Raw genomic sequence first — 26,916 nt, 5'->3', positions numbered from 1 at the left:
CGGGTTCAATCACGGGGTGCTGCCCACCACCCTGTCGCCGGTGCCTCTGGCCCCGGAACTCTCCCTGCACCTCGTCACCCAGCCGGTCGGCCTCTTCGACCTGACCGGCGGCGAGTTCCGCAGTGACCAGCCGCCACCGTTCTGGGCGTTCGCCTGGGCGGGCGGTCAGGCTCTCGCACGTTTTCTGCTGGATCACCCGATCGAGGTCGCCGGGCGCCGCGTGCTGGACGTGGCGACCGGTTCCGGGGTGGCCGCGATCGCCGCCGCCTACGCCGGTGCGGCCGCCGTGGCGTGTTCCGACATCGATCCGGCGGCGGTCGAGGCGGCGCACCGCAACGCGTCGGCGAACGGCCTGTCCCTGGTGGGTCATCTGGACGATCCCGAGGTGCTCCTGGCCGGCGACGTCTTCTACAGCCCCGTGGTCGCCCCGAAGATGGTCACCCTGATGCGCGCGGCCCGGAACCGGGGTGCCGAGGTGCTGGTCGGTGACCCGGGGCGCGGCTTCTTCCCGGAGCGGCTCTTCGACCTGGTGGCGGAATACGTCGTCCCGGTCCCCGCCGCGCTGGAGGACACCGAGACGCTCACCACAGGCGTATGGCGGATGCGTTCATCACGCAACTAGTTGTAGGCTACACGCAAATCTTGATCCGGAGGAACGACGCCCGTGCACGAACAGGAATCCACCCGGCTGGCCGACGAAATCACGCGGTTGGTCCGGATGGGCGCGCGATTCCGGGGCATGCTCAAGACCGGAGATCTCGGCGCCGAGTTCTCCGCACTGATGCTGCTGCCACCGTTGCGCGCGATGGGCCCGATGCGGGTCACCGACCTCGCCGAGGTCAAGGGAGCCGATCCGTCGACGGTCAGCCGCCAGGCCGCCCAGCTGGTCAAGGCGGGCCTGGCCCGTCGTGAGGCGGATCCGGCGGACGGCCGTGCCTCCCGCCTGGCCGTCACCGACGCCGGCGCGGCCGCCTGCGAGCGGGTGCGCCAGGCCCGGGTGGACATGCTCGCCCAGGTCCTGGCCGACTGGCCCGCCGACCGGGTCGCCGCCTTCACGGATCTTTTCGAAGAGTTCAACAACGCGGTCGAGGCGCACCTGCGCTCCGACCCGGCATCACCCCCACGGGAGACTGCGTGAGCCACCCAGCCCCATCGGCGCCGGCGCCGGTGGAATTCACCCACCGCCAGATCCTGACGATCCTCGGCGGCCTGATGATGGGCATGTTCCTCGCCGCGCTGGATCAGACGATCATGGCCACCGCGACCCGGACCATCGCCGACGACCTGCAGGGTTTCGACCTGCAGGCCTGGGCCACCACGGCCTTCCTGATCACCTCGACGATCTCCACCCCGCTGTACGGCAAGTTGTCCGACATCTACGGCCGGCGCCCGTTCTTCCTGCTGGCCATCGGCATCTTCATCGTCGGCTCGTTCCTGTGCGGCCTCTCCGACAACATGTGGCAGCTCGCCGCGTTCCGGGCCATCCAGGGCCTCGGCGCCGGCGGCCTGATGTCACTCGCACTGGCCATCATCGGCGACATCGTCCCGCCCCGCGAGCGCGCCAAGTACCAGGGCTTCTTCCTCGCCGTCTTCGGCACCGCGAGCGTCCTCGGCCCGATCCTGGGCGGCTTCTTCGCCGGCGCCGACACCATCCTCGGCACCGACGGCTGGCGCTGGGTGTTCTACCTCAACGTGCCGATCGGCCTGGCCGCGATGGCCGTCGTCGCCCGCGTTCTGCACCTGCCGCACCACCGCGTCGACCACCGCATCGACTGGCCCGGCGCGGTCACCCTGATCCTCGCCCTGGTGCCCCTGCTGACCGTCGCCGAGCAGGGCCGCGACTGGGGCTGGGGTTCCGGCCGCTCGATCGCCTGCTACGTGATCGGCGGGCTCGGCCTGATCGGCTTCATCCTGGCCGAACGCGCCTACAAGAACGAGGCCCTGCTGCCGCTGGCCCTGCTCGGCAAGCGCACCGTCGCCGTCGGCGTCACCGCCAGCACCATCCTCGGCATGGCCATGTTCGGTGGCCTGATGACCGTCCCGCTGTACCTGCAGATCGTCAAGGGCTCCTCGGCCACCATGGCCGGCCTGCAGATGATCCCGTTCGTGGTCGGCATCATGGCCGGCTCGATCATCTCCGGCCAGCTGATCTCCCGGACCGGCCGCTACCGCATCTTCCCGATCGTCGGCAGCGTCTTCATGGTCACGGCGCTCTACCTGTTCTCCCTGGTCGGCGCGGACACCCCGCTGTGGCGGGTCATGCTGGTGATGGTCCTGATGGGCCTCGGCCTCGGCAGCAACATGCAGCCGATGATCACCGCCGTGCAGAACGCGGTCTCCCCCCGCGAGATCGGTACGGCCACCGGCGCGGTCACGTTCTTCCGCTCGATGGGTGGCACCCTCGGCACCGCCGTCTTCCTGTCGGTGCTGTTCAACGTGCTGCCCGGCAACATCGAGAAGGCGTACACCGCGGCACAGCCCACCGCCGGGTTCCAGCAGGCGCTCGCCGCCGACCCGTCCCAGGCCGAGACGCTGAAGGTGGCGATGAGCGGCGCCGGTCTCACCGACACGTCGTTCCTCGGCAAGCTCGCCGACCCGATCTCGCACCCGTTCAAGGTCGGCTTCGCCGACAGCGTGCACGTGGTCTACCTGATCGCGTTCTTCGTGATGATCCTCGGTCTCATCGTGGTCTTCTTCCTCCCGGAGATCCCCCTGTCGCAGCGCTCAGCGCAACAGGCCCGGGCCGAGGAGGCGGCGGCCAAGGGCTGAGAATCCCCGCGCTTCCCGCGACGTCCTTTCAGGAACGGGCAGTAGCGTGAGCGCATGGCTGTTGTGAAGATCAACGCGATTGAGGTTCCCGAGGGGGCCGGGCCCGAGCTGGAGAAGCGGTTCGCCGCGCGTCACGGCGCCGTGGAGAACTCTCCGGGATTCCTCGGGTTCGAGCTCCTGCGGCCGGTGGCCGGCGAGACCCGCTACTTCGTGTATACGCGGTGGGAGACGGAGGAGGACTTTCAGAACTGGGCCAACGGCAGCGCCAAGGAGGCGCACGCCGGGGAGCGCGCCAAGCCGGTGGCTTCCGGGGCCAGCCTTCTGGAGTTCGAGGTCATCCAGACGGCCTGAGTGAGCCGGCTGGTTCGCGGCAGGGACGCCGCCGGTGACACGGCGGCGTCCTGCATGCGGGTGTGACGGCGGTCAGATCGCGTTTCTGGCCGCTGCCGCCACCAGGCGGGTGGCCACGGTGCCCCGGTCCAGGCCCAGGCGCTGGGCGCTCTCCTGGAGGACGGCGTAGGCCTCCTGGACCCCGCAGCCCCGCTGGGCGATTATCACGCCCACCGCCCGGTCCACCTCGGCGCCCTCGGTCAGGGCCTCCCGGCGGTGCAGTTCGCCCAGCAGGACCTCGGCCTGACCGGCCAGCGCCATGGCGGTGACCAGGGCCTCCGGGTTCAGGTCTCCGGCGTGGTCGGGGTAGACGCTCACCGCGCCCACCGCCGTCCGCCGCACGTCGAGCGGGATCGAGGCGACCGCCCGCAGGCCGTCGGCGCGGGCCGCGTCCCTCAGATCGGGCCAGCGGTCGTCGGCGGGCAGGTCGTCGGCGGTCACCAGGGTGCGTGTGCGGGCCGCCTCCAGGCCCGGGCCGGTGCTTCCGGCGTACTGCAGATGGTCGAAGGTCTCGCCCGCGGTGCCCGACGCCGCGGCCGTGAGCGGACCGCCTTCGGTGATCAGGACCACCGAGCAGCGGATGACGCCCGGCAGGGCGGCCGTCGCGATCGTGGCGAGCCGGTCGAGAGCCTGGTCGAGGGAATCGGCCGAGAGCAGGCGGACGGTGAGTTCGTGCAGGAGACCGGCCAGTTCCACCGGGTGTGGCCCGCCGGCCGCGACGTCGATGACGGGAGCCGGGTGCAGGGCGGCACGACGCGGCGAGGACAGCGATGGCGTGCCGTTCTTGGGGGTGCGCCGGGTCAGCCGGGCGCCACGCTGCGCGGCCGGGACACGACGTTTCGGGGCAGACACCCGACGGATATTGCCACGTCTATCCGGAAACGTGCGCGATCAAGTGCCACGATCGGGGGGTGTTGCCTGGATAGACCGGCTGGAAATTTTTCGCGGGCCGCAAAGTACTGCGCCGCCCCCCGGGTGTCCGGGAGGCGGCGCGGATGCCGGTGTGCAGGTCGCCTCGCGGCGAGTGGCTCAACACGGCTCCAGCCGTGCGGTCGGATCACCCCGCTGACGCGAGGAGCAGACCGCCGCGGTATTCCGTGCAGGCGTTGGGTGAGGCCCGGGGACACTGGGCACACCGGCATCCGTTCACAACCGTCGGCACCACCCGGCGATTCCATGAGCAGGTGTGACCTGGATTACACATCGGGTTCGGCGAAACACCGGCGGCTCAGAAGTCCCGGGTGAGCCGGTCCGGGTCGACCTCGCGGCCCGGGTTGCGCGCCATGTACTCGGTCTCCAGCTCGGCGGTCCGCCGGAAGTGGTTCTCCAGTGCCGCGTCGGGGCCGTGCCGGAGGGTGTGCAGCCGGGTCCGGTAGAGGCTGGCCAGTTCCCGGAAGAGGTCGTCGTCGGTCAGGCCGGCCGGGTCGATTCCGGTGTCGAAGATCACCGAAGCCCCCTCGTCGTTCCGCGCGTTCATCGTCGTGCGCCTCCCGTCTGTGTCGGCTCCACTCGATTGCACCGCTTGCCCGTGCGGGCCGCCGCCAAACCCGCCGGTAGGCTCAGGGGCATGAAAGGGCTGTGGACTCCGGCGTGGATGGCCCGTCATCTCCTGGCGCTCGTCCTGGCCGCCGGGTGCCTGGCCCTGGGCTGGTGGCAATACAGCCGGGCCGCCGACGGCAATTCGATCAGCTGGGGCTACATGTTCCAGTGGCCGGTCTTCGGTGGCTTCGTCGTCTTCATCTGGTGGCGTGAGGTCCAGCTGGCCAAGCGCAAGGCCGCGGGCGAGCCGCTGACCGCGGCGGAGCGCCCAGCCCCGCCGTCCCCCGCCGTCCCGGGCGCGCCGGTCACCCTGGGCCGCCCGGTCCGTGTCACGGTCGAGCCGGCCGAGGGCGCCACACCCGACCCGGAGCTGGACGCCTACAACGACTATCTGGCCTGGCTGGCCGCCCACCCCGGCGCGCGCCCGTCCGACTACCCCGGCCGCATCACCACATAAAGCAAGGAGTCACCCGTCGTGCAGGGAGCCCTCACCCGTTACCGGATCATCGCCTGGATCGTCGGCGTGGTCCTGCTCGCGCTGACCGTCGGCATGGTGCTGAAATACGGCCCGGCCGACGACGCCACGCTGGTCGAGACGGTGGGCCAGGTCCACGGCTTCCTCTACATGGTCTACCTGGTCTGCACCTTCGACCTGTCCCGGCGGGTGCCGTGGCCGTTCAAGCGGATGCTGCTCGTGATGCTGGCCGGGACGGTCCCGTTCTTCTCGTTCTGGGCCGAGCGCCACGTGACCCGCCATTGGGTTCCCGTCGCCGAGCCGGCGCTGAGCGAATAGTCCGATTATCGGGCCGGATTAACGCTGAGCGGCGATCAAATAACGGTCCGTTATCGGGATTATTCTCGCAAGTCCGGCCATTGGTGGAAATCACTCGCCCAGGTCTTGATTTCTTTTCTTCCGCCGATAGGTTAATGCGGTTGGTCCGGTCCGCAGCCACAAACCCTCGGGTGGCGCCGGCCAACGCCGCCACATCACGCGTGACGATCCGGCTCCCACCCCCAGGGGCGCGGGGACGTCGCAACCGGACCGGATACATACGCGGACAGGGTCTCTCTTCCAGCCCGACGGTCCCGCCGACCCGGTAGGCGGCCAAGCGGAAGAAAGGCCCCTGACCAGTGCCACACCCCCGTACCCGGTTCCGGGCGCTCGTGGTCGCGCTGACGGCGTTCGCGATCACCACGTCGGGAGGGACGGCCGCCCATGCGGCGCCGTCCGCGAGTGAGATCAAGAAGAAGATCGACGCGGCCTCGGAAAAGCTCGAGGACGTCACCGAGCAGTACAACAAGCTCCGGCTCGACGTGAAGGCCACCAAGGCCGACGCCGCCAAGCTGGAGGCCTCCCTCAAGCCGGCCCAGGCCGCGCTGGCCGACGCCACGGCCAAGGTGCAGACCATCGCCACCACCACCTACATGCAGGGCCGGACCGGCGCGATGACGGTTCTGGTGAGCGGCGACTCGGAGACCCTGCTGGAGCGCCTCGCGGTGCTCGACCAGATCACCAAGTCGAATCAGCAGGACATCGACACGTTCACCGAGACCACCACGACCTTCGCCGAGCGCAAGGCCGCGCTCAAGGTGACCCAGGACAAGCAGTCCGCCCAGGTCACCGAGCTGGCCAACCGCAAGAAGAAGATCGAGGGCGACCTCGAGAAGCTGTACGACATGCGCGAGGCCGCCTACGGCAGCGCCACCGAGAACAGCGGCTCCTACACCGGCACGATCCCCGACATCCCGGGTTCGGCCGGCAAGGCGGTCACGTTCGCGTTCAACCAGATCGGCAAGCCGTACGGCTACGGCGACGCCGGCCCGAACTCGTACGACTGCTCCGGTCTCACCTCGGCGGCCTGGGCGGCGGCGGGCAAGTCCCTGCCGCACAACGCCGCCGCGCAGTACAGTGCCACCGCCCGGATCAGCCGTGCCGATCTGCAACCGGGCGACCTCGTGTTCTACCGGAGCAACGGCCACGTCGCGATCTACGTCGGAGGCGGCAAGATCATCGACGCGCCGTCGGCCGGCCGGGACGTGCTGCATCGAACGATCGACATCATGACCCCGAACGGCTACGGCCGGGTCAAGTAGCCCGATCGGCGGCTAGACAACAAGAAGGCCGGCGCCCCTCCGCGGGGGCGCCGGCCTTGATCGTTTCAGTGAACCGCTGGTCAGGCGGCCTGGAGCCCCTCGGCCCGGGCCAGCTCGCGAAGCCGGCCGAGCGCCTGGATCTCCAGCTGGCGGATCCGCTCCCGGCTCAGCGAGAAGCGGGACGCCACCTCGGTCAGCGAGTGCTCCCGGCCGTCCTCCAACCCGTACCGCGCCCGCATGATGCCGGCCGACCGGTCGTCGAGGTGGTTGAGCAGACCCTCGATGCGCTGCCGCTCGAGCGCGTTGAGGACGATCTCCTCCGGGCTCGGGGCGTCGCTGTCGGCGACCAGGTCACCGAGGTTGGTGTCGCCGTCATCGCCGACAGGGGTGTCCAGCGAGACGGTGTCCTGCGCCCAGCGGGTGAGCTCGTTGACCCGCTCGACGGTGACGCCGAGCGCCGCCGCGATCTGGTCGGGCTCCGGGTCGGCGCCCAGCTCACGGACCAGCTGACGGGTCACGTTGCGCATCCGGTTGACGTCCTCGACCAGGTGGACGGGGAGCCGGACGGTGCGCTCCTGCTGGGCGATGGCCCGGCTGATCGCCTGGCGCACCCACCAGGTGGCGTAGGTCGAGAACTTGTAGCCGCGCTCGTAGTCGAACTTCTCGACCGCGCGGACCAGGCCGGTGTTGCCCTCTTGGATGAGGTCCAGCATCGGCATGCCGGACCGGACGTAGCGGCGTGCGATGGAGACGACCAGACGAAGGTTTGCCCGGATGAACAGGTCCTTCGCGCGCTGGCCCTCGGTGACCACACGCTCCAGCTCTTCCCTGCTGATGCCGCGTCGGACCTCGCCCGTCTCGAGCAGGTGCTCGGCGTAGAGGCCCGCCTCGATTGCCTTGGAGAGTTCGACCTCCCGCGCGGCGTCCAACAACGGCGTCCGGGAGATCTCGTGCAGGTAGACTCCAACGAGGTCGCGCTCCTCGGCGACCTGGTCGGTACGCATCACGGTGTTCTTCTCCACGTTGCCCACGGTCCCCTCATTGCCATCGCTAACCCTGTTACGGGCATTACCTGCGTCCATCAGCCCTCTCCCGTAACGTCCGCAGCTCGTGCATTGCGGTTGCTGACATCTACACAACAAATTGCTGGCCGCGCTGATTCCGGCTGGTGGGTCGAAAGTGTCACGAATGTCTGGGTGGTAGCTGAGAACCCAGTGCGCGTCAGCTGAATACGGGATCTCGGTGATCGTCGTGCAGACGATCGGATACCCTCTACGCGCTTCATAACACCATCGGCCTCTCATCGTCACAGCGACGGGCATCACCCTGCGCTACGCGATGCTCGTCACCCCCGAGTACGGGTTTCGTGCTCCTGGGGTTCATGTGCAGCATCGGCCGGGCTTCGACAAGCCTGAAACAAACGCCTCAGCGAAGATCCCGCGTCCGGGGGGCTGAACGGGACCATCGGTCACAATGCGCCTCACCACGCCACATCTGGATCGCCCGCACGGGTGACGCTCGGCAAGCGCGAAACATTCCCAGGTGGGAGACAGGTTTCCCGGCGAAGTGAGGAACAGCACATTCACCACCGTGTGACAAGCTGCCTCCATGATCTCGACGCGTACGGCTCTGGTCACCGGCGGCAACGGCGGACTCGGCACCGCCACGATCAGCGCTTTCCTGGCCGCGGGCTGGCGAGTGGTGGCGCCGGTGCGCCCCGGGACGACCGATCGGCTGCCCGCCGGTGCCGTCGCCGTGGAGGCGGATCTGACCGTCGAGGCCGACGTGCGGGCCGCCGCCGAGCGGGCCGCGAGCGACACGGGGGCGCCGCTGCGGGCGGTGGTCAACCTGGTCGGCGGCTACGCGGGGGCCGGCCTGATCGCGGACACCCCGGTCGCCGACTTCGAGGCGATGCTCGCGATCAACCTGCGGCCCACCTACCTGGTCACGGCGGCGGCACTGCCGTACCTGGTGGAGGCCGGCGGCGGCTCGGTGATCTGCGTCTCGTCGCGCGCGGCGGTCGCCCCGTTCCCCGGCGCGGCCGGTTACGTGACCGCCAAGGCGGCCGTGCTGGCTTTCGCGGCCGCGGTCGACGTCGAGTACCGCAAGAAGGGTGTGCGCTGCAACACCGTCCTGCCCAGCGTCATCGACACCCCGGCGAACCGGGTCGCCATGCCGGACGCCGACCACGGCCGGTGGGTCACCCCGTCCGAGATCGCCGGGACCGTGCTCTTCCTGGCTTCCGACGAGTCCGCCCCGATCAGCGGCGCCCAGATCCCGGTTTACGGCAAGGCCTGATCCCGGTCACAGCAGGCCTGATCCCGGTTACAGCAGGCCTGATCCCGGTTTACGGCAAGGCCTGGGCGACGGACTGGGAGAAGGTGTCCAGTTCGGCCAGGATCGCCTTGGTGACCTGCTCGGGGGCGCCGTTGGCGTCGATCACCACGAACGTGGGGTACTCCCGCAACGACCGGTAGGCGCCGTCCGCGCTCCGCAGGTAGTCCATGGTCTCGGTGTCGTAGCCACGCCGCTCGATCCGCTCCTGCGCCACCTCCGGGTCGACTGCCAGGAAGAACGTCACGTCCGGGCGCGGGAACAACCGGTAGGCCAGACGGGCCAGGCGCTCGGCGATCGGGCGGGCACCGTGGGCGCGGAGGCTCGCGTACTGACACACCGCGTACCGGTCCATCACCGCGATCTCCCGCCGGACCGCCCGCCGCAGCAGGGTCCGGGCGATCGCGAGCCAGCGGAGCACGGACTCGACGACGAGCGTGCCCCGGCGGCCGAACAGATCCTCGGCGTCGGCCCGGCCGACCATCACCGCGATCCGGCCGAACCAGTGCCGGCCGCCGGCGTTCTGCCGGTACGCGGCCGGGTGCCCGGCGGCGGCCAGCTCGGCCGCGACGACGCGCGCCTGGGTGGTCTTGCCGGAGCCGTCGATACCGACCAGGGCGATGGTGCGCGGCATCCGGCGGGGCACGCCGGAGGGGACGGGACCCGGACGGGACTGCGCGACGAGAGCCATACCAACCGACGGTAGCGCCCGATGGCACATTCCGTTCCGCACCGGCCGGCACTGACGGTCCTCCAGAATGATCGTGTGGGTTCAAGGAGTCACGACTCCGGGTAGTCGTTCACGAACCGGACACCGGACAGGAGGACGGCATGCCACACCGTGTGGACGAAGGTCTGGCCATCACCTTGAAGCGGGTCGCCTCGACGCTGAAGAGCGCGGAGATTCCCTTCGCCCTCGGCGGGAGCTTCGCGGTGTACGCCCGCGGCGGCTACTCCAGTGATCACGACGTCGACTTCCTGATCCGGGAACAGGACAAGGATCGGGCGTTGCAGGAGTTGGCCGGTGTCGGGTTCGAGACCGAGCAGCCGCCGGAGGACTGGCTGGTCAAGGTCTACGACGAGGGCCGGATGGCGGACCTGATCTACCGCCCGGTCGAGTCGCCGGTCGACGAGGAGACGCTGCGGGACACCGAGCAGATCTCGGTCGAGGCGATCTACATGCCGGTGATCTCCGCTTCCCGGCTGATGGTCCACAAGCTGCTCAGCTACAGCCAGCACTACTGCGACTTCGCCACCGGGCTGCCGGTCGCCCGCTCGCTGCGGGAGCAGATCGACTGGGAACGGGTCCGCCGGGAGACCACCGGTTCCCCGTACGCCGAGGCGTTCCTGGTCCTGCTCGACCGTCTGGACGTGGTGCCCTTCTCAAAGGAGCGGGTAGGGGGATGAGATGACCAACCAGATCGATCTCGAGGCCGAGATCCAGCGTCTGCTCACCGAACACGACCGTGTCGCCGAGCAGGGCATCACCGTGCACCGCCGGGACAACGTGGTGGTGCTCGGCGGGGAGGTGGAGAGCGTTCAGCGACGCGACGAGATCTGCCGGCAGATCAGCAGTCACTTCCCCGAGATCGAGATCACCTGCGACATCGGCATCACCCGGGCGCAGGCCCCGAGCGAGGTTGAGGAGATTTCATGATCCGGATCGCCGCCGTGGGCGACGTCCACGTGGACAAGGACGTGGTGGGCCGTTACCGGCCCGCCCTCGAACAGCTGCCGGACCGCGCCGACGCCCTCCTGGTCGCCGGCGATCTGACCCGGCACGGGACGGTCGAGGAGGCGAAGTGCTTCGCGACCGAGTTCGGCGGGCTGGGCGTCCCGGTCGTGGTGGTGCTGGGCAACCACGACCACCAGAGCGACCAGGAGCAGCAGGTCACGCAGGTCCTCACGGACGCCGGGATCACCGTGCTGGAGTGCTCGTCGACGGTGCTGGAGATCCGCGGGCACCGGCTCGGCATCGCCGGCGCCAAGGGGTTCGGCGGCGGGTTCGCCGGGGCGTGCGCCAGCAATTTCGGCGAACGCGAGATGAAGACGTTCGTCGGTGTCACCGAGGACATCTCGGCCCGGCTCGGCGAGGCGCTGCGGGCGCTGCACTGTGACGCCCTGGTCGCGCTCACCCACTACGCCCCGGTGCCGGACACCCTGGTCGGTGAGCCGCTGGAGATCTACCCGTTCCTCGGGTGCTACCAGCTCGGCAACGCCGTCGACTCGGCGCCGACCGCGCTGGCCCTGCACGGGCACGCGCACCATGGATCGGAGCGTGGCCGTACGCCCGGCGGGGTCCCCGTCCGCAACGTCGCGCACCCGGTGATCAAGCAGGCGTACAACGTGTACCAGTTGCTCTCCGAATCCGTGGATTCCGATCTCGTACCGGCCTGAACCCAGGTTTCCGATTTCGAGGGTCCGGGTAATCGATGAGACATGGACCTACTGCTCTGGATTCTCGCCGTAATCCTCGTGGTCGCCGGTGTTCTCGCCCTGTTCCGGCGGCAGATCCTGTGGGGTGTCGTGCTGATCATTGTCGGCCTCTTGGTGGGGCCCGGCGGCGTCAGCATCTTCACCTGATCGACCCAATTCCCCCCGCCTACCTGCATCATCGATCCTGAACCGGGGTCGCCGCGGTTTGGTCCTTAACGGACAAGACCTCGGTGACTCCGGTTCTCTCTTTCGTGCACCGCCGCACACAAGGTGCGATGTACACCCGCTGATATCTGACTCAATCCCGGCGTGGCTGACGTCCATCACTTCACCTATGGTGCTTACAACCCGATAGCCGCGTACCTGCTGGCTTTTCTCGGCTCGTTCCTGGGGCTCCTCTGCGCCGGACGGGCCCGCGACGCGCACAACCGCAGCCGGCGTAACCGGTGGCTGGCGATCGCCGCGTTCGCGATCGGCGGCGGCGGGATCTGGCTGATGCACTTCTCGGCGATGCTCGGCTTCGACGTGCCGGTCAGCCCGGTCCGGTACGACCTCCCCCTGACCCTGCTCAGCCTGGCGTTCGCGGTGGCGACGGTGGGCATCGGCCTGATGATCGTCGGCCATGGCGAGCGCAGCGTCACCCGGGTGGTGGCGGCCGGTCTGCTCACCGGCACCGGCGTGATCGCCATGCACTACACCGGCATGGAGGGCATCCGCCTTCCGGGGACGATCCACTACTCCCCCGTGCTCGTCGTCGCGTCCGGCCTGATCGCCATCGCGGCCAGCACGATCGCCCTCTGGTTCGCCGTCTCGGTGCGGGGCTGGGCGCGGGTCACCGGCGCCGCCGCGGTGATGGCCGTCGCGGTCTGCGGCATGCACTACACCGGCATGGCGGCCATGTCGGTCGAGCTGGCCCCCGGCGCCCCGAACGCGGGCGGCATCCGGCCGCTCACCATGCTGGTCCCGATCATCCTGATCATCACGGCCACCATCGTCGGGGTGGCGCTGAGCGCGCTGCAGGCGATGACCGAGGAGGAGTTCACCGACGGGGCCGGCAGCCCGAAACGGGGTGTGCACGCCGAGACCCCGCAGCCGTGGACGGTGAAGCACGCGTCGATGGGCGCGATGCGGCTCACCCCGGCCGCCCGGGCGGTCGCCGCGGGCCGGGCCGCCACCGGGAGCCGTCCCTCTCCCGGGCCACGTCCGTCACCCCGGCCGTCACCCTCACCGGCACAGGCGGCGCCACCGGCCCCTTCCGGCAGCTGATCGAAACCCATCCCCGCCCGACATCCGGTATACCTGATCGACATGGCGCCAAGGATGCTGCTCTCGATGCCACTGCACGCCATCACCGAGGTGTACGGCGAAGCCGGCCTACGTGACCGATTCGCCCTGGAACTGGAGTCCTTCCCCGACGACGAGCGCAAACTGCTCGTCGAGGCCCTCGATCTCGCCTCCGAGTTGCACGCGGCCGACCGCCGGGTCCGCGAGCCCTATCTCAACCACCTGCTCCGGGTCGCGATCCGGATCCTCCGGTACTACCAGGTGCGGGACGTGGACGTGCTGGTGGCCGCGCTGCTGCACGACGCGGTCGAGGACCACCCGGCCGAGCTGGCCGGGCTGGCCGGGCTGGCCGGGGACGCCTCGCACGCCGAGTTGACCGAGGCCGCACTGGCCGAGCTGGCCCGCCGCTTCAATCAGCGGGTCGCCGACCTGGTCCGGTCGGTGACCAACCCGGAGTACGACCCGGCCCGTGACAAGCACGAGCAGTACCGGATCCACGTCGCGGAGAACCTGGAGCGCGATCCGTGGGCGCGAGTGATCAAGATCTCCGACTTCACCGACAACGGGGTCGGTGTCATCCACACGACGCTGGAGAAGGCGACCAGCTCGGCCCGCAAGTACCGGCCGCTCGTGCCCAAACTGCGGGAACTCGTCGGCCGGCCCGACACGCCGCTGTCCACGCAGGCCAAGGAGCACATCCTGGACCAGCTGGACCTGGCCGAGGAGCGTTTCGCCGCGATCCTCGACGAGTGACGGTCCGGCCCGAACTACCGTGGGGCCATGCCTACTGACGCCTGGTGGCGGGACGCGGTCATCTACCAGATCTATCCCCGGTCGTTCGCCGACGGGGACGGCGACGGCATGGGCGACCTGCCCGGCATCACCGCGCGGCTGCCGCTGCTGAGGCGGCTCGGCGTCGACGCGGTCTGGCTGTCGCCGTTCTACCCCAGCCCGCAGCACGACGCGGGGTACGACGTCGCCGACTACCGTGGCGTCGACTCACGTTTCGGCTCGCTCGGCGATGCCGACAAGCTGATCGCCACGGCCCACGACCTCGGCCTGAAGATCATCGTGGACCTGGTGCCCAATCACACGTCGAACGAGCACGAGTGGTTCCGGGCCGCCGTCGAGGCCGGTCCGGGCAGCCCGGAGCGGGAGCGTTACATCTTCCGGGACGGTGACGAGCCGCCGAACTCGTGGCAGAGCGTCTTCGGCGGCTCGGCCTGGGAGCGGCTGCCCGACGGCCAGTGGTACCTGCATCTGTTCGACGTCTCCCAGCCGGACCTCAACTGGGACCACCCGGAGGTCCGCGCCGAGTTCCTCGACATCCTGCGGTTCTGGCTGGACCGGGGGGTCGACGGCTTCCGGGTGGACGTGGCGCACGGCCTGATCAAGGACGCCGACCTGACCGACTGGACGGCACCGTCGGTGATCCTGGGCGGCCTGGACCCGGTCGGCCCGCCGCCGCCGATGTGGGACCAGGAGGGCGTGCACGAGATCTACCGGCAGTGGCGTGCCGTCCTCGACGGGTACCCGGGCGGCCGCATCCTGGTCGCCGAGGCCTGGGTGCAGCCGGAGGAACGGCTGGCCCGCTACGTGCGGCCGGACGAGATGCACCAGGCGTTCAACTTCCCCTACCTGGAGGCGCCCTGGTCGCCGGCCCCGCTGCGGGAGATCATCGACTCGTCGCTGGCGGCGAACGACGCGGTCGGCGCGACGACCACATGGGTGCTCTCCAACCACGACGTGGTGCGGCACGCCTCCCGGCTCGGTTTCCCGCCCGGCGAGGGCCGCAAGCCCGGCATCGGCGTCGGCGACCCGCAGCCGGACAGCGCCCTCGGGCTGCGCCGGGCCCGGGCGGCGACCCTGCTGATGCTGGCCCTGCCCGGTTCGGCCTACCTCTACCAGGGCGAGGAGCTGGGGCTGCCGGAGCACACCACGCTGCCCGACGACGTCCGGCAGGACCCGGCCTGGGAGCGGTCCGGGCACACCGAGCGGGGCCGCGACGGTTGCCGGGTGCCGATCCCGTGGGAGGCCGACGCCCCGTCCTACGGTTTCGGGCCGGCCGACGCGAGCTGGCTGCCGCAGCCGGCGATCTGGGCGGAGTACGCGCTGGACCGTCAGGTGGACGTGCCCGGCTCCACCTGGGAGCTGTACCGGTCGGCGCTGGCCGTCCGGCGGGAGCACGAGCTGGGGTCGGGCGAGCTGGTCTGGCTGGCCGGCGACGAGGGCGCGCTGGCGTTCCGCAACGGCGACGTGACGGTGGTGACCAACTTCGGCGACGAGCCGGTGACCTTACCGCCCGGCGCCCGGGTCCTGCTGACCAGCGAGCCCCTGGACGGCGACGGGCGGGTCCCCGGCGACGTCACGGTCTGGGCGGTGTTCTGAGGCGGCGGCCAGCAGGGCGGTGTGCGTGTCGGCCATGTCCTTCGCCACCGTTCTGCTGGCCAGCCAGTACATGATGCCGGTCGGGATGAAGAAGATCTGGAAGGCGGCCAGCCCGACCGCGTAGTTCAGCGGCGGCGGGAACGATCCGGCCAGGCTCCGGAAGGCCACCGCGACCAGCACGTTCCCGCCGGCCCGCCCGGCGCCGTTGACCAGGTTGCCGAGGCTGTAGACGGTGCCGCGGTGCTGCGGCGGGTTCACGTCGGCGATCATGGCGAACCAGTTCGGCGAGTTCGCCGACGTCAGCATCAGCGCGAACACGGCCACGACCAGGCAGAACCCGACGGTCGGCTCGGTCACCACATTGGCCAGCACACCCCGGATCACCGTCCCGGTCCCCTCACCGTCCGGCACGGTGATCTTCATCGGGACGAAGAACAACACCACATAGAGGGGTACGGCCGACAGCACCCCGATCGACGCGACGAGGGCACGCCCACGCGGCGTACGCCGTTGCAGCCGGTCACCGACCAGGCCGCCGAGGATCGACAGCGCCGCGCCCAGCTGGAAGATCGTGGCGAACACGCTGCCGATCAGCACCGCCGTGCCGCTGGTGTAGCCCTGGTCCTCGGCGCGGGCCCGGAACAGCACCGGCAGCCACACCATCGAGCCGAAGGCGATCTGCGCCGTACCCCCCTGGAGGATGAGCCAGATGTTGGTCCGCCGTTTCAGGATGACCGGCAGATCCTCGTGCTGGATGCGCTCCTCGTAGTCGATGCCGACCAGCTCGGGCTGGCTGTCACCGCGCGGCACGTTGAAGGTGAACAGGTAGGCGCCGGTGGCGACCAGCCCGGCCACCGCCGTCACGAGGAACGGCCGCCGCCAGTCCTCGTGGCCCAGGATGCCGCCGACCAGGGTCCCGGCCAGTGTGCCGACACCCTGCGACAGGCCCCAGAAGCTCATCACCAGGCCCCGGCGGCGCGGCGAGATCAGGTCGCTGACCACCGAGAAACTGACCGACGCCACCCCGCCCAGCCCGAAGGCGGCGAGCACCTGCCCGGCCAGGAACGTGCCGTAGCCGCCGGCCAGACCGGACCAGGCGGTGCCGAGCACCCAGATGATCGTGCCGGCGACCAGCACCGGTTTACGGTCGGTGCGGTCGCCGAGGTAGGCGAACCCGATCGCGGCGACCGCGCTGATCAGGAACATGATCGTGGTGGACAGCGCGATGTGCGCCTCGGTCACGCCGAGCTCGGCGCCGATGCTGCCGTAGAGCGGCGGGACGATGCCGATGGCGATGTTGTCCAGGGCGGCGAGGACGACGAAGACCACCACGCTGTACACGCGGTGCGCCGTGCCACCCCTGCCCATCACCGGTGAAGGTTAGCGCCAGAGGGCCGCCGGTGGGCGTCCGCACGGGACTGTCGTCGATCGTTCGGCGGCCGGTCAGGGCCGCGTTGCCCCGGCGACCACGATCTTCGTCACCGTGGGGCATGCTGATCGTCCGGGTCGCCAACTTCGTCCACGCCACGTCCGGCGGCCTGCGCACCGCGCTGCGCGAGCTCGGCCGGGGCTATCAGGCGGCCGGGCACGAGGCGGTGCTGATACTGCCGGGCGCCGAGGCCGGCGAGGAGCAGACCCCGCAGGGCCGGGTGATCACCGTTCCCGGGCCGGCCGTGCCGGGGCTGGGCGGCTACCGGGTGCTGCTGAACCGCGGGGCGGTGAAGACGGTCCTGCGGCGGCTGGGGCCGGACCGGATCGAGGTGCACGACCGGAGCACGCTGCGCTGGCTCGGGAGCTGGGCTCGGGAGAGCGGCGTGCCATCGATGATGGTCTCGCACGAGAGCCTGGACGGGCTGCTGCGGCTCTTCGGCCCGGGTGGCCCGGTCGCCCCGTGGGCCGCCGACCGGCTCAACGCGCGGACCGCCGCGGCGTTCGGCACGGTGGTCTGCACGACCGAGTGGGCGCAGCGGGAGTTCCTGCGTGTCGGGGCCGCCCCGGTTCGCGTACCCCTCGGCGTTGATCTTGGCCGTTTCTCCCCGGCGGGACGGGATGCCGGATTGCGGACCGGCCTGGCCGGGACCGCCTCGGTGATGCTGTTGCACTGCGGCCGGCTGTCGGCCGAGAAGGAACCCGGAGTGTCGCTGGAGACCCTGGCCGCACTGCGGGCCGATGGCCTGGACGCGGTCCTCGTGGTGGCCGGTGACGGGCCGCTGCGCGCCGAACTGTCGGCCGAGGCGGAACGGCGGCGGCTGCCCGTGCGGTTCCTCGGTCACGTGAGCGACCCGCGCGGGCTGCTGGCCACCGCCGACGTGGTGCTGGCGCCCGGCCCGATCGAGACCTTCGGCCTGTCCGCCCTGGAGGCGCTGGCCAGCGGGACCCCGGCGGTGGTCCGGGCCGGCAGTGCCCTGCCCGAGGTCGTCGGCCCGGCCGGGGTGGCCGCCACACCGGACGGCTTCGCCGCGGCGGTACGGGACCTGCTGGCCCGCCCGGCTGCGCAACGGCGCGCGGCCGCCCGTACCCAGGCTGAATGTTTTCCCTGGTCGAACGCGGTGAACGGCTTCCTGGCCGTGCACGCCGGGGTGGCGGCGCTACCCGGAGGCAGCGCCGCCCGGTGATCAGTTACCGATGTTCGCCTGCGGGCCGGCGTAGGTGGCCAGCAGCGCCGGGACGTCGGCGGCCGCGTCCAGCGTGTACGAGTAGTAGGCCTTCGGGTCGAAGGCCGAGCCGTTCGTCTGCTGCTTGCCCGAGGAGTTCTTGACGATGCTGCCGCTCTGCTTGAGCTGGGCGGCCGACGTGTCGTTGTAGAACGGGTTCACGACGTTGTCGAAGTAGCTGTTCTCCAGGACCATCTTCGTGCCGCCGCGGGACAGGTTGCCGTACGACGTGATGTTCTGCAGGTAGTTGTTGTAGAGGTGGGCGAGCGCCACGTTGTCGGTGCTCGGGTTCCGCTGCACGGTGTTCTTGATCCAGTTGTGGTGGATCGTCATGCGCGAGGTGACGTTCTCGGTCCAGCCGATGCCGAACGCCTTGTTCCCGGTGTCCAGCACGTTCCAGGACACGGTGAGATACGTGGTGTCCTTACGGCTGTCGATCATGCCGTCGTTCATCCGGGTGATCTTGTTGTGATCGATCCAGATGTGGTCGGCGGTGTCCATCTGGATACCGTCGTAGTCGTACGTCTTGTCGTCCGGGTCGTCCTCGGTCATCTGCGTGTCGCGAATGGTGAGGTTGCGGATGATGACGTTCTTGACGCCGGCGCCGAGGAAGAAGCCGCCGCCGACGATCTCGCCGGACGTGCCGACACCGACGATGGTCTTGTTCGACTGCACCTTGAGTTCGGTGCCCTTCGGCGTGATCGTGATGGCCTTCGCCACCTTGATCACGTAGGGCTCGGCCGCGGTGACGTACTTCGTGAGGTCGGCCAGGGTGGAGACGGTGACCGTCGTCCCGGCCGCACCGCCCGTGGTGCCGCCGCCGGTCGAGGCGAAACCGTCCGGGGTGGACGGCCAGGAGCGACCCGTGCCGGCGGTCACCGGCGTGAACGCCCACTGCTTGTTCGAGTTGGCGGTGCACGTCTCCTGGATGATCGACGCGCCGTTCGCCGTCGAGGCACCCTCGTCGGAGATGCACAACCCGTTACCGACGTTGATGATCTGGAACGTGTCGGTGCCGGACGCGGCCACCTTCCACTGCTGGTTGGTCTGCGAGCCGACACACGTGTACTGCTGCAACCGGGCGCCTGAGGTCGTCGACGCCGACGGCACGTCGATGCACTTGCCGCTGTTGACGTTCTGGATCAGGAAGTTGCTACCCGACGCGACCAGCTTGAACTGCTGCCACGTCGAGTTCGCGGTACAACCCCACTGCTGCAGCAGGGCACTGTTCGCCGTCGACGCCGACGGCACGTCGATGCACTTACCGCTCTTCTTCACGATCAACTGATACGTCGTGCCGGCGGTGGGAGCGGTCGCCGCGTTCGACGGCATGATCGACCAGCCCACGAAGGCGGCCGGGACGGCGAGGACGATCGCCGAGAGAATGACGCGCTTCTTCATGATCATCCCACCGGGTTCCAGGAGTCGGTGCCCGCGAGATACTTCTGCGGGGTGTAGTTCGCGGCCTGCGAGTCACTCAGCTGCGGCCGGTTGCTGTTGGTGGTAGCGCCGGACCCGGTGTTCTTGTACTCCAGGAAACGCGCGTTCTGCCAGACATTTCCGGACATGTCGATCCAGGGCTGTGCGGTCTTGATCGTCGCGCTCAGGCTCGACTCGCGGAACAGCACCTGCGCGTTCGGGCCCCACGGCCGGCCGAGCTGGGTGGTGTTGTTCGTCGCGCCGGTGATGGTGCTCTTGTAGATGAGGAAGCCGTAGGCGTTCGCCGCGTCGGTCCGGGCCGCCGTGATCGGGCCACCGGTGCTGCGCTTCTGGTAGATCTTCGTGCCGTTGAAGACCGCGGTGCCGGAGCCGAAGATGAAGTCGACGGTCCCCTCGACGTAACCGCCCTTGACATACGCCCGGCCGCTGTTGACCAGCAGGGTGTCCTGCGCGCCGAGGAACCGGACGTTGTCGAAGACGAGCCGGTCGGCGTTCAGGTTCGCGGCGACCGCCTGCGACCCTTCGCCGTAGTCGTTCGAGATCGTCAGGTTGACGGCGTTGAACTCCTTGCCGTTGGCGAAGAGCGTGGCGCTGCCCGAGGTGCCGTAACCGCCGGCGTTGCTGCGGTTGTTGACGATCACCACGTCGTCGTTGGAGTCGCCGCCGCCCTGGAGCGTGATGAACGGCTTGTTCGACGGAATCGTCACGATCTCCCGGTAGGTGCCCGGCTTGATGGTGATCGTCTTACGACTGGTGTTGCCGGTGCCGACCGCGTCGACGGCGGCCTGCACCGTCTTGTAGGTGCCGGTGCCGTCGGCCGCGACCGTGTACGACACCGACGACGAGACGGCGGTGAACGCCCACTGCTTGTTCGAGTTGGCGGTGCACGTCTCCTGGATGATCGCCGCACCGTTGGCCGTCGAGGCGCCCTGGTCGGAGATGCACAGGCCGTTACCGACGTTGATGATCTGGAACGTGTCGGTACCCGACGCCGCCAGACGCCACTGCTGGTTGGTCTGCGAGCCGACGCAGGTGTACTGCTGCAACTGCTGACCCGACGTGGTGGACGCCGACGGCACATCGATGCACTTACCGCTGTTGACGTTCTGGATCAGGAAGTTGCTACCCGACGCGACCAGCTTGAACTGCTGCCACGTCGAGTTCGCGGTACAACCCCACTGCTGCAGCAGGGCACTGTTCGCCGTCGACGCCGACGGCACGTCGATGCACTTACCGCTCTTCTTCACGATCAACTGATACGTCGTGCCGGCGGTGGGAGCGGTCGCCGCGTTCGACGGCATGATCGACCAGCCGATGAGCCCGGCCGGCACGACCATTGCGGCGGCGACGCCGAGTACCACCCGGTTCCGGGATTTTCTCTCTGCCACTGCGATCTTCCTCACGTGCGGGGATGACGGCCGCGGGGGACGGCCGGTGTTCCTGTGCACGTAGATGCCGCAACAGAGCGGGGACAACAAGAAAATCAAAAACTTTTCGCGGGGATACGGCCACGCGCCCCCACGGGACGCAAGAGGCCTCGACCCGTTGCGGAGGTTCCGGCCGGCCAGACCCTGAGGTGTGGCCGGCCGGTCGTTCAGCCTCGGGCCGCGGCGTACTGCTCCCGGATCGACGGGACGCTGTCCGCCTCGTACACCTCAGGGGTGTCCGCCGACCAGACCGGCGGAAGATCGCCGCCCACGGTGACCCACGCGGCCTGCCGTGCGGCGCCGTCGGCGACGTATTCACCGGCCGGCGGGACGACCACCGGCCTGCCGAAGAGCGCCGGCGCGATCCGGCGGACCGCCTCACTGCGCGCCCCGCCCCCGACCAGGACGATCCGGTCGGCGACCGCCCCGGAGGCGGTGAGCGCGTCGAGGCCGTCGGCGAGAGCGCAGAGCATGCCCTCGACGGCGGCCCGGGCCAGGTGGGCCGGTGTCGACGTGCGGAGGGTGAGCCCGTGGATCGAGCCGGTGGCGTCCGGCCGGTTCGGGGTCCGCTCCCCCTCCAGATAGGGCACCAGCACCAGACCGCCGGCGCCGGCCTTCTCGCTCAACGCCAGTTTCGACAGCTCCTCATGGCCGACGCCGAGAAGCTTGGCCGCCGCGTCCAGGACCCGGGCCGCGTTGAGCGTCACCACGATCGGCAGGAACCGGCCGGTGGTGTCGGCGAATCCGGCGACCGTGCCGGTCGGGTCGTTCGGCGAGACCTCCGACGAGGCGAAGACCGTGCCGGACGTGCCGATCGAGACGATCACGTCGCCCGGAGCGGCACCCGTGCCGAGGGCCGCCGCCGCGTTGTCCCCGGCACCCGGGCCCAGCGGAGCCCCGTTGGGCAGGTGACCGGCGGCCCCGGTCGGGCCGAGCACCTCGGGCACGATCAGTGATCGGCCGAACCCGAGTTCCAGCAGATCGTGACGGTACTCATTGGTCTTGGCCGACCAGTAGAGCGTCCCGCTGGCGTCGCTGCGGTCGGTCCTCAGATCGCCGATCGACGTGGAACCGGACAGTTTCCAGGTCAGCCAGTCGTGCGGCAGGCAGACCGCGGCCACCCGTGCCGCGTTCTCCGGCTCGTTGCGGGCCAGCCAGCGCAGCTTGGTCAGGGTGAAGCTGGCGACCGGCACGATGCCGACCGCGTCCGCCCAGGCCGCGCCGCCGCCCAGCTCGGCGATCAGGTCGGCGGCCGCACCGGCGCTGCGGGTGTCGTTCCACAGCAGCGCCGGGCGGACCACCTCACCGTTCTCGTCGAGCGCGACCATCCCGTGCTGCTGCCCGGCAACCGAGGCGGCGGCCACGTCGTCCAGGCCGCCGGCCTCCTCGATCGCCTGCTGGAGCGCGGTCCACCAGGCGTCCGGGTGCACCTCGGTGCCGTCCGGATGCACGGCCCGGCCCTGCCGGACCAGCTTGCCGGTCTCGGCATCGCGGATCACGACCTTGCACGACTGCGTCGAGCTGTCGATCCCGGCAACGAGCGCCATGATTAGCGGGCCCCGAGCAGGTGCTCGATCGCCAGCTGGTTGAGCTTGACGAAGTGGTATCCCTGCGCGCCCGCGGCGTCGGCGTCGAAGTCCTCGAACGCGCTGCGGTCGGCGAGCAGCTCGGTGTAGCTCTCCCCCGCGTTCAGCGTCGGCACGCCCAGCTCGGCGACCTTCGCGGCGGCCAGCGCGGCCTGCACCTCGGGGTCGGCGCGGAACGCCTTGGCACGCTCCTTGAGCAGCAGGTACATCTTGATGTTGGCGCGGGCCGACTCCCAGACACCGTCGAAGTCCTCGGTGCGTGACGGCTTGTAGTCGAAGTGCCGCGGGCCCTCGTAGGCCGGTGCGCCGTCGACGCCGCCGTTCTCCAGCAGGTCGACCAGGGAGAACGCGCTGAGCAGGTCACCGTGGCCGAACACCAGGTCCTGGTCGTACTTCGGGCCGTGCTGACCGTTCAGGTCGATGTGGAACAGCTTGCCGTGCCACAGCGCCTGGGCGATGCCCTGGGTGAAGTTGAGCCCGGCCATCTGCTCGTGGCCGACCTCGGGGTTGATGCCGAACAGCTCGGGGCGGTCCAGCTCCTGGGTGAACGCGATGGCATGACCGGCGGTCGGGAGCAGGATGTCGCCGCGGGGCTCGTTCGGCTTCGGCTCGATGGCGAAGCGGAAGCCGTAACCACGGTCCTCGGAGTACTGCGCGAGGAGGTTGAGCGCCTCACGGTAGCGGTCGAGGGCGGCCTGCACGTCCTTGGCCGAGTCGTACTCAGCGCCCTCCCGGCCACCCCAGAGCACCAGGGTCTTGGCGCCCAGCTCGGCGCCGAGGTCCATCTGGCGCAGCACCTTGCGCAGCGCGTAACGGCGGACGTTGCGGTCGTTGCTGGTGAAGCCGCCGTCCTTGAACACCGGGTGGGTGAACAGGTTGGTGGTGATCATCGGCACGATCAGGCCGGTCTCGTCGAGCGCCTTCTTGAAGCCGGCGACGATGCCGTCCCGGGTCTGCGCGTCGGCGCCGAACGGGACCAGGTCGTCGTCGTGGAACGTGATGCCGTAGGCGCCGACCTCGGCGAGCTTGTGGACGGCCTCGACCGGGTCGAGAGCCGGACGGGTGGCGTCACCGAACGGGTCGCGGGCCTGCCAGCCGACGGTCCAGAGGCCGAAGGAGAACTTGTCGTCGCGTGTGGGCTGGACGGACACGGGTAACCTCCCGGAAATTGTTTAGTGGTTGAATTATTTGACCGGGGTATGGCACTGTCAAGGGCGTGTTGGCCGCCTCCACAACTCCGGTACGCCAGGCCAGCGTGCGCGCCCATAATCTCGCGCTGGTGCTGCACACCGTGGCAAACAGCACAGATCCGCCATCTCGGGCAGCGGTCGCGACGGCCACCGGATTGACCCGCGCGACCGTTTCCGCCCTTGTCGACGACCTAGTTGACGGAGGCCTACTGGTCGAGGTCGATCCGCCGCCGCGCACCGGCGCCGGACGCCCCGCGGTCGGCCTCACCCTCACCTCCACCGGGCCGGCCGGCCTCGGCCTCGAGATCAACGTCGACTACCTGGCGGCCTGCGTCGTCGACCTCACCGGCACCGTCCGCCACCGCCACGTGGAACACGCCGACCAACGGCCCGCCGATCCGGCCCAGGCCCTGGCCGCACTCGGCCGGCTCGCCGCCACCGCCCGGCTCGCCGCCGAAGCCGACGGCCTGACCGTCGCCGGAGCTGCCCTCGCCGTCCCCGGCCTGGTCGCCGGCGGCCTGGTCCGCGTCGCCCCCAACCTCGGCTGGCAGGACGTCGACGCCGCGGCCGCACTACAGGCCGTCCCCGAACTGGCCGACCTCCCGATCACCGTCGACAACGAGGCCAATCTGGCCGCCCTCGGCGAACTGAGGGTCACCGCCACCCGCCACCCACCGAACAGCGCCGCCTCCACCCTCTCCGCAACGTCCTCGTCCGCCGCGACGCCATCCTCCGCGGCCACCTCCCCTTCCGCGACCACCTCCCCTTCCGCGGCCACCTCCCCTTCCGCGACCTCCTCCCCCTCCGCGACCTCCTCCCCCTCCGCTGGGCTCTCCTACGGAACGGCGGGGAACTCGTTTCTCTACGTCTCCGGGGAGATCGGCATCGGCGCGGGGCTCGTTCTCGAAGGTGAGCTCTACCGGGGGGTGCGCGGCTGGAGCGGAGAGATCGGGCATGTCACGGTTTATCCGGATGGTCGGCCCTGCAGGTGCGGCGCCCGCGGCTGCCTCGAGCAGTACGCCGGACAGGAGGCGCTGGCCCGCGACGAGCAACTCGCCGCGGCGGCACTCGGCATCGCACTGTCGGCTGTGGTCAACCTGCTCGATGTACCGGTCATCGTTCTCGGCGGCGCCTACGCACCGATCTTCGAAACCCTGCGTGAGGGCATCGAGACCGAGTTGCGACGGCGCGTCCTGACCGCGGGCCTCGCTCCGGTGATCTTGCGACCGGCGGCTCTCGGCCCGGACGCGGCGATGCGGGGCGCTGCCGACACCGTCATCAGGTCGGTCCACGAGGACCCGGCATCCTGGCTGCGCCGCATCTCCTGATCCGAGGAGTTGTGTCCGCCTCTTTCGCTTGGTGGGGCGCGTAGCCGTACCGGATGAGAAACGGCGGCGGCCGCCGGACCTCGGGTGAGGTTCGGCGGCCGCTTCGGTGCCTGTGTCGCTTCTTGTTGTTAGATGACGCCGGTCCGCGAGCCGATGGCCTGCGCGAAGATGCTGGTGATCAGCGTGGGGTCGGGGGCGAGGAAGACGCCGCTGTTGCTGCCGGGGAGCGCGTCCCGCAGCATCTTCAGCTCGTCGACGCTCACCTTGTCGCCGATGCCGATGAGCACCAGACGGATCGGCTTCTTCGGGTCCTGGGCCTTCTTGAGCCCGGCGACGACCTGCTCCTTGGTGAGGCCGGCCTGGTTCTCGTTGGCGCCGTCGGTGAAGAGGATGACGGAGTTGATCTTCTGCGGCGAGTAGTTCCTCTTCACGTGGTTGTACGCGTCGAGAACCGTGTCGTAGAGACCGGTGCCACCGTTCTTGTTCGGGTCGAGCTGCGCGATCGAGTTCTGCAGCTTCTCCCGGCCGGTGGTCAGCGATGTGATGCCGACCAGCGACTTCCAGGGCTTCGTCCCGTTCTCGTTGGTGGAGAACCGCCAGACGCCGACGGACCACTTGTTACTGAAGAGCGAGAGTCCCACGCTCGCGGCCGCCTGGGTCACCTGCGCCCGGGTCTTGCCGCCCGCGGTCGGCACCGCCTCGTTCATCGAGCCGGAGGTGTCGAACACGGTCAGCGCCTGACCGGGCTTCGTGGTGGCGATCCAGCCGCCGACCACGGCGCTCAGGTCACCGCCGCTGAGAGCCGCCGAGGCCGCTTTGCCCTCGGCCGACTTCGTGGACGCCGGGGTGACCGCCGGGGACGCCTTGGGGGCGCCCATGGGGGCCGGGAAGTTGGCGCCATAGGTGCCGTCCGGGGACCGGAGACCGGCTGCGGCCAGCGCGTTCTTGGCGGCGGCGCTCTGCAGCTCGCGGAGCAGGCCGTCGGCGGCGTCCGTCTTCTGCTTGTCCACCACCTGCGGCATGACCGTGTAGGGGTAGTCCAGCGGCGCCGGGCTCGGCTCCATGTAGATGGCGCTGAGCGCGATGGCGGGGCGGTCGGCGTTGTAGGCGACCACGTCCTCCTCGGACAGCGGGGCCGCACTCACCGTGTTGCTGCTCCCGATGTCGGCCTCCGACTTCGGGAACTTCGCCAGCAGCTCCTCACGCAGGAGCGCCTTGTTGGTGTCGAGCGCGGTGAGGGCACGCGACTTGGCCTTGAGGGCCTCGATCGGGTCGCCGCCGCCCGCGCTGGACGCCTGGCTGAGGGCCAGGAGGCTGGTCAGACCGGACGCGTCCTGCGTCGGGTCCATGATGCCGACCTGGAGCGGCTCGTCGGCCGTGAAGTTCGTCAGCAGGTCGCCCCAGCCGATCGACTTGTTCGGCCAGCCGAAGGTCTTCGCGATCGGCTCGGGCATCGCCAGCACGAGCGGGCTCTGCGCGACCGAGGTGACCTCGCCCGGCAGGAAGCCGGCGGCCTCGGTCTGGATGCGCAGCAGCCAGGTGGACGAGTCCGGGATCCAGACGTCGGGGACCTGAATGGCGTCGGGCGCCGGGTTCAGGCCGATGAGGGCGACCGAGTGGTCGCGGGTGACCGCGCTCGCGATCGTCGCCGGGAGCTCGTCGGAGACGTCGATCGCGACGCAGGTGCCGTCGACGGCGGCGCCTGCCTTGGTCCACTGATCGGCGACCGACTGCACGGCGGGCACGATCTCCGGAGCGGCGGCTACGGTCAGTCTCACGGACCCGGAACACCCGGAGTCGGCGAACTGCTGATAGCCGAGGTACGTCCCCGCAATTACGACGACTATCGCCATCGCACCTCCGACGACGCCCGCTCCCTTTGAGTTGAAGTTTCTACGATGGCGGCCAGACACGCGCTCCATAGTGCGCATGTCCGAAGCTGAATGCCATATACGTTCGGACGAAAATTACTCAGATTGGCGCTTCCCGATCTAGAAAACACCCAGCGTGAGTACGCCATCTCGATCCGTATCAAAGTTGACCTGCGACATGCCGGT

At 69.6% G+C, this 26,916-nt stretch carries 27 protein-coding genes; 17 read left to right on the top strand and 10 right to left on the bottom strand.

All coding sequences use genetic code 11. The features are described 5' to 3' along the window. The first annotated feature begins 19 nt into the window (after positions 1–19). From ACFO0C_RS45385 to ACFO0C_RS45370, 4 genes are read left to right on the top strand one after another with little or no spacing between them, the layout of a single operon-like run. Positions 20–622: a class I SAM-dependent methyltransferase gene (locus tag ACFO0C_RS45385; protein ID WP_378073122.1), complete on the top strand. Its 603-nt coding sequence runs from the start codon at positions 20–22 to the stop codon at positions 620–622. Positions 623–664: 42 nt separating this feature from the next. Next, positions 665–1,138, top strand: coding sequence for a MarR family winged helix-turn-helix transcriptional regulator (locus ACFO0C_RS45380; RefSeq protein WP_378073091.1), 474 nt, complete (start codon positions 665–667; stop codon positions 1,136–1,138). Then, positions 1,135–2,769 carry an MDR family MFS transporter gene (locus ACFO0C_RS45375; RefSeq protein ID WP_378073090.1) on the top strand — a complete coding sequence of 545 codons (1,635 nt, stop codon included), beginning with the start codon at positions 1,135–1,137 and terminating at the stop codon, positions 2,767–2,769. Before ACFO0C_RS45380 ends, ACFO0C_RS45375 begins: the two co-directional genes overlap by 4 nt. Positions 2,770–2,823: 54 nt before the next feature. Next, entirely contained in the window at positions 2,824–3,120 is a 297-nt protein-coding gene (locus ACFO0C_RS45370) for an antibiotic biosynthesis monooxygenase family protein (RefSeq protein WP_378073089.1), read from the top strand. A gap of 72 nt (positions 3,121–3,192) precedes the next feature. Here ACFO0C_RS45370 and ACFO0C_RS45365 read toward each other — a convergent pair whose 3' ends face one another. After that, positions 3,193–4,011, bottom strand: a complete 819-nt coding sequence (locus ACFO0C_RS45365; RefSeq protein WP_378073087.1) for a GAF and ANTAR domain-containing protein — start codon at positions 4,009–4,011, stop codon at positions 3,193–3,195. A 376-nt stretch (positions 4,012–4,387) separates the two neighbouring features. Further along, positions 4,388–4,765, bottom strand: coding sequence for a DUF6158 family protein (locus ACFO0C_RS45360; RefSeq protein WP_378073086.1), 378 nt, complete (start codon positions 4,763–4,765; stop codon positions 4,388–4,390). Here ACFO0C_RS45360 and ACFO0C_RS45355 point away from each other — a divergent pair. From ACFO0C_RS45355 to ACFO0C_RS45345, 3 genes are all read left to right on the top strand, one after another. Further along, positions 4,727–5,155, top strand: a complete 429-nt coding sequence (locus ACFO0C_RS45355) for a hypothetical protein (protein ID WP_378073085.1) — start codon at positions 4,727–4,729, stop codon at positions 5,153–5,155. The genes ACFO0C_RS45360 and ACFO0C_RS45355 overlap by 39 nt on opposite strands. An 18-nt stretch (positions 5,156–5,173) precedes the next feature. Beyond that, positions 5,174–5,491 (top strand): DUF3817 domain-containing protein, encoded by a 318-nt coding sequence (locus ACFO0C_RS45350; RefSeq protein ID WP_378073084.1) that lies wholly within the window; start codon positions 5,174–5,176, stop codon positions 5,489–5,491. Positions 5,492–5,829: 338 nt separating this feature from the next. Beyond that, entirely contained in the window at positions 5,830–6,792 is a 963-nt protein-coding gene (locus tag ACFO0C_RS45345) for a C40 family peptidase (RefSeq protein WP_378073083.1), read from the top strand. Between the two features lie 80 nt (positions 6,793–6,872). Here ACFO0C_RS45345 and ACFO0C_RS45340 read toward each other — a convergent pair whose 3' ends face one another. Then, positions 6,873–7,874 (bottom strand): sigma-70 family RNA polymerase sigma factor, encoded by a 1,002-nt coding sequence (locus ACFO0C_RS45340; protein ID WP_378073082.1) that lies wholly within the window; start codon positions 7,872–7,874, stop codon positions 6,873–6,875. Positions 7,875–8,403: 529 nt separating this feature from the next. Here ACFO0C_RS45340 and ACFO0C_RS45335 point away from each other — a divergent pair. Then, positions 8,404–9,090 (top strand): SDR family NAD(P)-dependent oxidoreductase, encoded by a 687-nt coding sequence (locus ACFO0C_RS45335; protein WP_378073121.1) that lies wholly within the window; start codon positions 8,404–8,406, stop codon positions 9,088–9,090. A gap of 49 nt (positions 9,091–9,139) precedes the next feature. On the opposite strand, the gene ACFO0C_RS45330 is transcribed toward ACFO0C_RS45335, so the two are convergent. Then, the gene (locus ACFO0C_RS45330) at positions 9,140–9,760 is read right to left on the bottom strand and encodes a dTMP kinase (RefSeq protein WP_378073120.1); all 621 of its coding nucleotides are present in this window, start codon (positions 9,758–9,760) and stop codon (positions 9,140–9,142) included. A gap of 197 nt (positions 9,761–9,957) precedes the next feature. Between ACFO0C_RS45330 and ACFO0C_RS45325 the strand changes: the two genes are divergently transcribed. The 7 genes from ACFO0C_RS45325 (at position 9,958) to ACFO0C_RS45295 (ending at position 15,234) form a co-directional block, all read left to right on the top strand. Next, positions 9,958–10,533 (top strand): nucleotidyltransferase, encoded by a 576-nt coding sequence (locus ACFO0C_RS45325; protein WP_378073080.1) that lies wholly within the window; start codon positions 9,958–9,960, stop codon positions 10,531–10,533. A 1-nt stretch (position 10,534) separates the two neighbouring features. Next, positions 10,535–10,783: a hypothetical protein gene (locus tag ACFO0C_RS45320; protein WP_378073079.1), complete on the top strand. Its 249-nt coding sequence runs from the start codon at positions 10,535–10,537 to the stop codon at positions 10,781–10,783. Next, entirely contained in the window at positions 10,780–11,523 is a 744-nt protein-coding gene (locus ACFO0C_RS45315) for a metallophosphoesterase family protein (RefSeq protein WP_378073078.1), read from the top strand. Before ACFO0C_RS45320 ends, ACFO0C_RS45315 begins: the two co-directional genes overlap by 4 nt. Positions 11,524–11,565: 42 nt before the next feature. Beyond that, the gene (locus tag ACFO0C_RS45310) at positions 11,566–11,709 is read left to right on the top strand and encodes a GPGG-motif small membrane protein (protein ID WP_170167261.1); all 144 of its coding nucleotides are present in this window, start codon (positions 11,566–11,568) and stop codon (positions 11,707–11,709) included. A 162-nt stretch (positions 11,710–11,871) separates the two neighbouring features. Next, complete coding sequence (locus tag ACFO0C_RS45305; RefSeq protein ID WP_378073077.1) at positions 11,872–12,828, top strand: MHYT domain-containing protein; 957 nt, start codon at positions 11,872–11,874, stop codon at positions 12,826–12,828. Between the two features lie 66 nt (positions 12,829–12,894). Next, positions 12,895–13,599, top strand: coding sequence for an HD domain-containing protein (locus tag ACFO0C_RS45300; protein ID WP_378073076.1), 705 nt, complete (start codon positions 12,895–12,897; stop codon positions 13,597–13,599). A gap of 27 nt (positions 13,600–13,626) precedes the next feature. After that, entirely contained in the window at positions 13,627–15,234 is a 1,608-nt protein-coding gene (locus ACFO0C_RS45295) for a glycoside hydrolase family 13 protein (protein ID WP_378073075.1), read from the top strand. Here the strand turns inward: ACFO0C_RS45295 and ACFO0C_RS45290 are convergent. After that, the gene (locus tag ACFO0C_RS45290; RefSeq protein WP_378073119.1) at positions 15,142–16,602 is read right to left on the bottom strand and encodes an MFS transporter; all 1,461 of its coding nucleotides are present in this window, start codon (positions 16,600–16,602) and stop codon (positions 15,142–15,144) included. The two genes, ACFO0C_RS45295 and ACFO0C_RS45290, sit on opposite strands and share 93 nt — an antisense overlap. A 122-nt stretch (positions 16,603–16,724) precedes the next feature. Here ACFO0C_RS45290 and ACFO0C_RS45285 point away from each other — a divergent pair, with 122 nt between their 5' ends. Then, positions 16,725–17,849, top strand: a complete 1,125-nt coding sequence (locus tag ACFO0C_RS45285; protein ID WP_378073074.1) for a glycosyltransferase — start codon at positions 16,725–16,727, stop codon at positions 17,847–17,849. Here the strand turns inward: ACFO0C_RS45285 and ACFO0C_RS45280 are convergent, their stop codons facing one another. The 4 genes from ACFO0C_RS45280 to xylA all read right to left on the bottom strand — a co-directional run bounded on the left by ACFO0C_RS45280 (position 17,850) and on the right by xylA (position 23,492). Further along, the gene (locus tag ACFO0C_RS45280) at positions 17,850–19,289 is read right to left on the bottom strand and encodes an RICIN domain-containing protein (protein ID WP_378073072.1); all 1,440 of its coding nucleotides are present in this window, start codon (positions 19,287–19,289) and stop codon (positions 17,850–17,852) included. Between the two features lie 2 nt (positions 19,290–19,291). Then, positions 19,292–20,716: a pectinesterase family protein gene (locus tag ACFO0C_RS45275; RefSeq protein ID WP_378073071.1), complete on the bottom strand. Its 1,425-nt coding sequence runs from the start codon at positions 20,714–20,716 to the stop codon at positions 19,292–19,294. A 206-nt stretch (positions 20,717–20,922) separates the two neighbouring features. Next, entirely contained in the window at positions 20,923–22,302 is a 1,380-nt protein-coding gene (gene xylB / locus ACFO0C_RS45270) for a xylulokinase (protein WP_378073070.1), read from the bottom strand. Between the two features lie 2 nt (positions 22,303–22,304). After that, the gene (xylA, locus tag ACFO0C_RS45265) at positions 22,305–23,492 is read right to left on the bottom strand and encodes a xylose isomerase (RefSeq protein WP_378073069.1); all 1,188 of its coding nucleotides are present in this window, start codon (positions 23,490–23,492) and stop codon (positions 22,305–22,307) included. Positions 23,493–23,596: 104 nt separating this feature from the next. On the opposite strand from xylA, the gene ACFO0C_RS45260 reads away from it, so the two are divergent. Further along, on the top strand, positions 23,597–24,859 hold the full coding sequence (locus ACFO0C_RS45260; protein WP_378073068.1) for an ROK family transcriptional regulator: 1,263 nt from the start codon (positions 23,597–23,599) through the stop codon (positions 24,857–24,859). 128 nt (positions 24,860–24,987) lie between these two features. On the opposite strand, the gene ACFO0C_RS45255 is transcribed toward ACFO0C_RS45260, so the two are convergent. Beyond that, on the bottom strand, positions 24,988–26,637 hold the full coding sequence (locus tag ACFO0C_RS45255; protein ID WP_378073067.1) for a substrate-binding domain-containing protein: 1,650 nt from the start codon (positions 26,635–26,637) through the stop codon (positions 24,988–24,990). Between the last annotated feature and the right edge of the window lie 279 nt (positions 26,638–26,916).

Source organism: Actinoplanes subglobosus (genome assembly GCF_042650585.1).
Classification (GTDB): domain Bacteria; phylum Actinomycetota; class Actinomycetes; order Mycobacteriales; family Micromonosporaceae; genus Actinoplanes; species Actinoplanes subglobosus.
This window is presented reverse-complemented; position numbering and strand designations above follow the sequence as displayed.

What these genes read in the sequence shown, in the direction of transcription:
- ACFO0C_RS45370 (WP_378073089.1), top strand. Translation starts at nt 2,824, where the DNA reads ATGGCTGTTGTGAAGATCAACGCGATTGAGGTTCCCGAGGGGGCCGGG.
- ACFO0C_RS45355 (WP_378073085.1), top strand. Translation starts at nt 4,727, where the DNA reads ATGAAAGGGCTGTGGACTCCGGCGTGGATGGCCCGTCATCTCCTGGCG.
- ACFO0C_RS45360 (WP_378073086.1), bottom strand. Translation starts at nt 4,765, where the DNA reads ATGACGGGCCATCCACGCCGGAGTCCACAGCCCTTTCATGCCCCTGAG.
- ACFO0C_RS45340 (WP_378073082.1), bottom strand. Translation starts at nt 7,874, where the DNA reads ATGGACGCAGGTAATGCCCGTAACAGGGTTAGCGATGGCAATGAGGGG.
- ACFO0C_RS45330 (WP_378073120.1), bottom strand. Translation starts at nt 9,760, where the DNA reads ATGCCGCGCACCATCGCCCTGGTCGGTATCGACGGCTCCGGCAAGACC.
- ACFO0C_RS45325 (WP_378073080.1), top strand. Translation starts at nt 9,958, where the DNA reads ATGCCACACCGTGTGGACGAAGGTCTGGCCATCACCTTGAAGCGGGTC.
- ACFO0C_RS45320 (WP_378073079.1), top strand. Translation starts at nt 10,535, where the DNA reads ATGACCAACCAGATCGATCTCGAGGCCGAGATCCAGCGTCTGCTCACC.
- ACFO0C_RS45315 (WP_378073078.1), top strand. Translation starts at nt 10,780, where the DNA reads ATGATCCGGATCGCCGCCGTGGGCGACGTCCACGTGGACAAGGACGTG.
- ACFO0C_RS45310 (WP_170167261.1), top strand. Translation starts at nt 11,566, where the DNA reads ATGGACCTACTGCTCTGGATTCTCGCCGTAATCCTCGTGGTCGCCGGT.
- ACFO0C_RS45300 (WP_378073076.1), top strand. Translation starts at nt 12,895, where the DNA reads ATGCCACTGCACGCCATCACCGAGGTGTACGGCGAAGCCGGCCTACGT.
- ACFO0C_RS45295 (WP_378073075.1), top strand. Translation starts at nt 13,627, where the DNA reads ATGCCTACTGACGCCTGGTGGCGGGACGCGGTCATCTACCAGATCTAT.
- ACFO0C_RS45290 (WP_378073119.1), bottom strand. Translation starts at nt 16,602, where the DNA reads ATGGGCAGGGGTGGCACGGCGCACCGCGTGTACAGCGTGGTGGTCTTC.
- ACFO0C_RS45285 (WP_378073074.1), top strand. Translation starts at nt 16,725, where the DNA reads ATGCTGATCGTCCGGGTCGCCAACTTCGTCCACGCCACGTCCGGCGGC.
- ACFO0C_RS45280 (WP_378073072.1), bottom strand. Translation starts at nt 19,289, where the DNA reads ATGAAGAAGCGCGTCATTCTCTCGGCGATCGTCCTCGCCGTCCCGGCC.
- xylB (WP_378073070.1), bottom strand. Translation starts at nt 22,302, where the DNA reads ATGGCGCTCGTTGCCGGGATCGACAGCTCGACGCAGTCGTGCAAGGTC.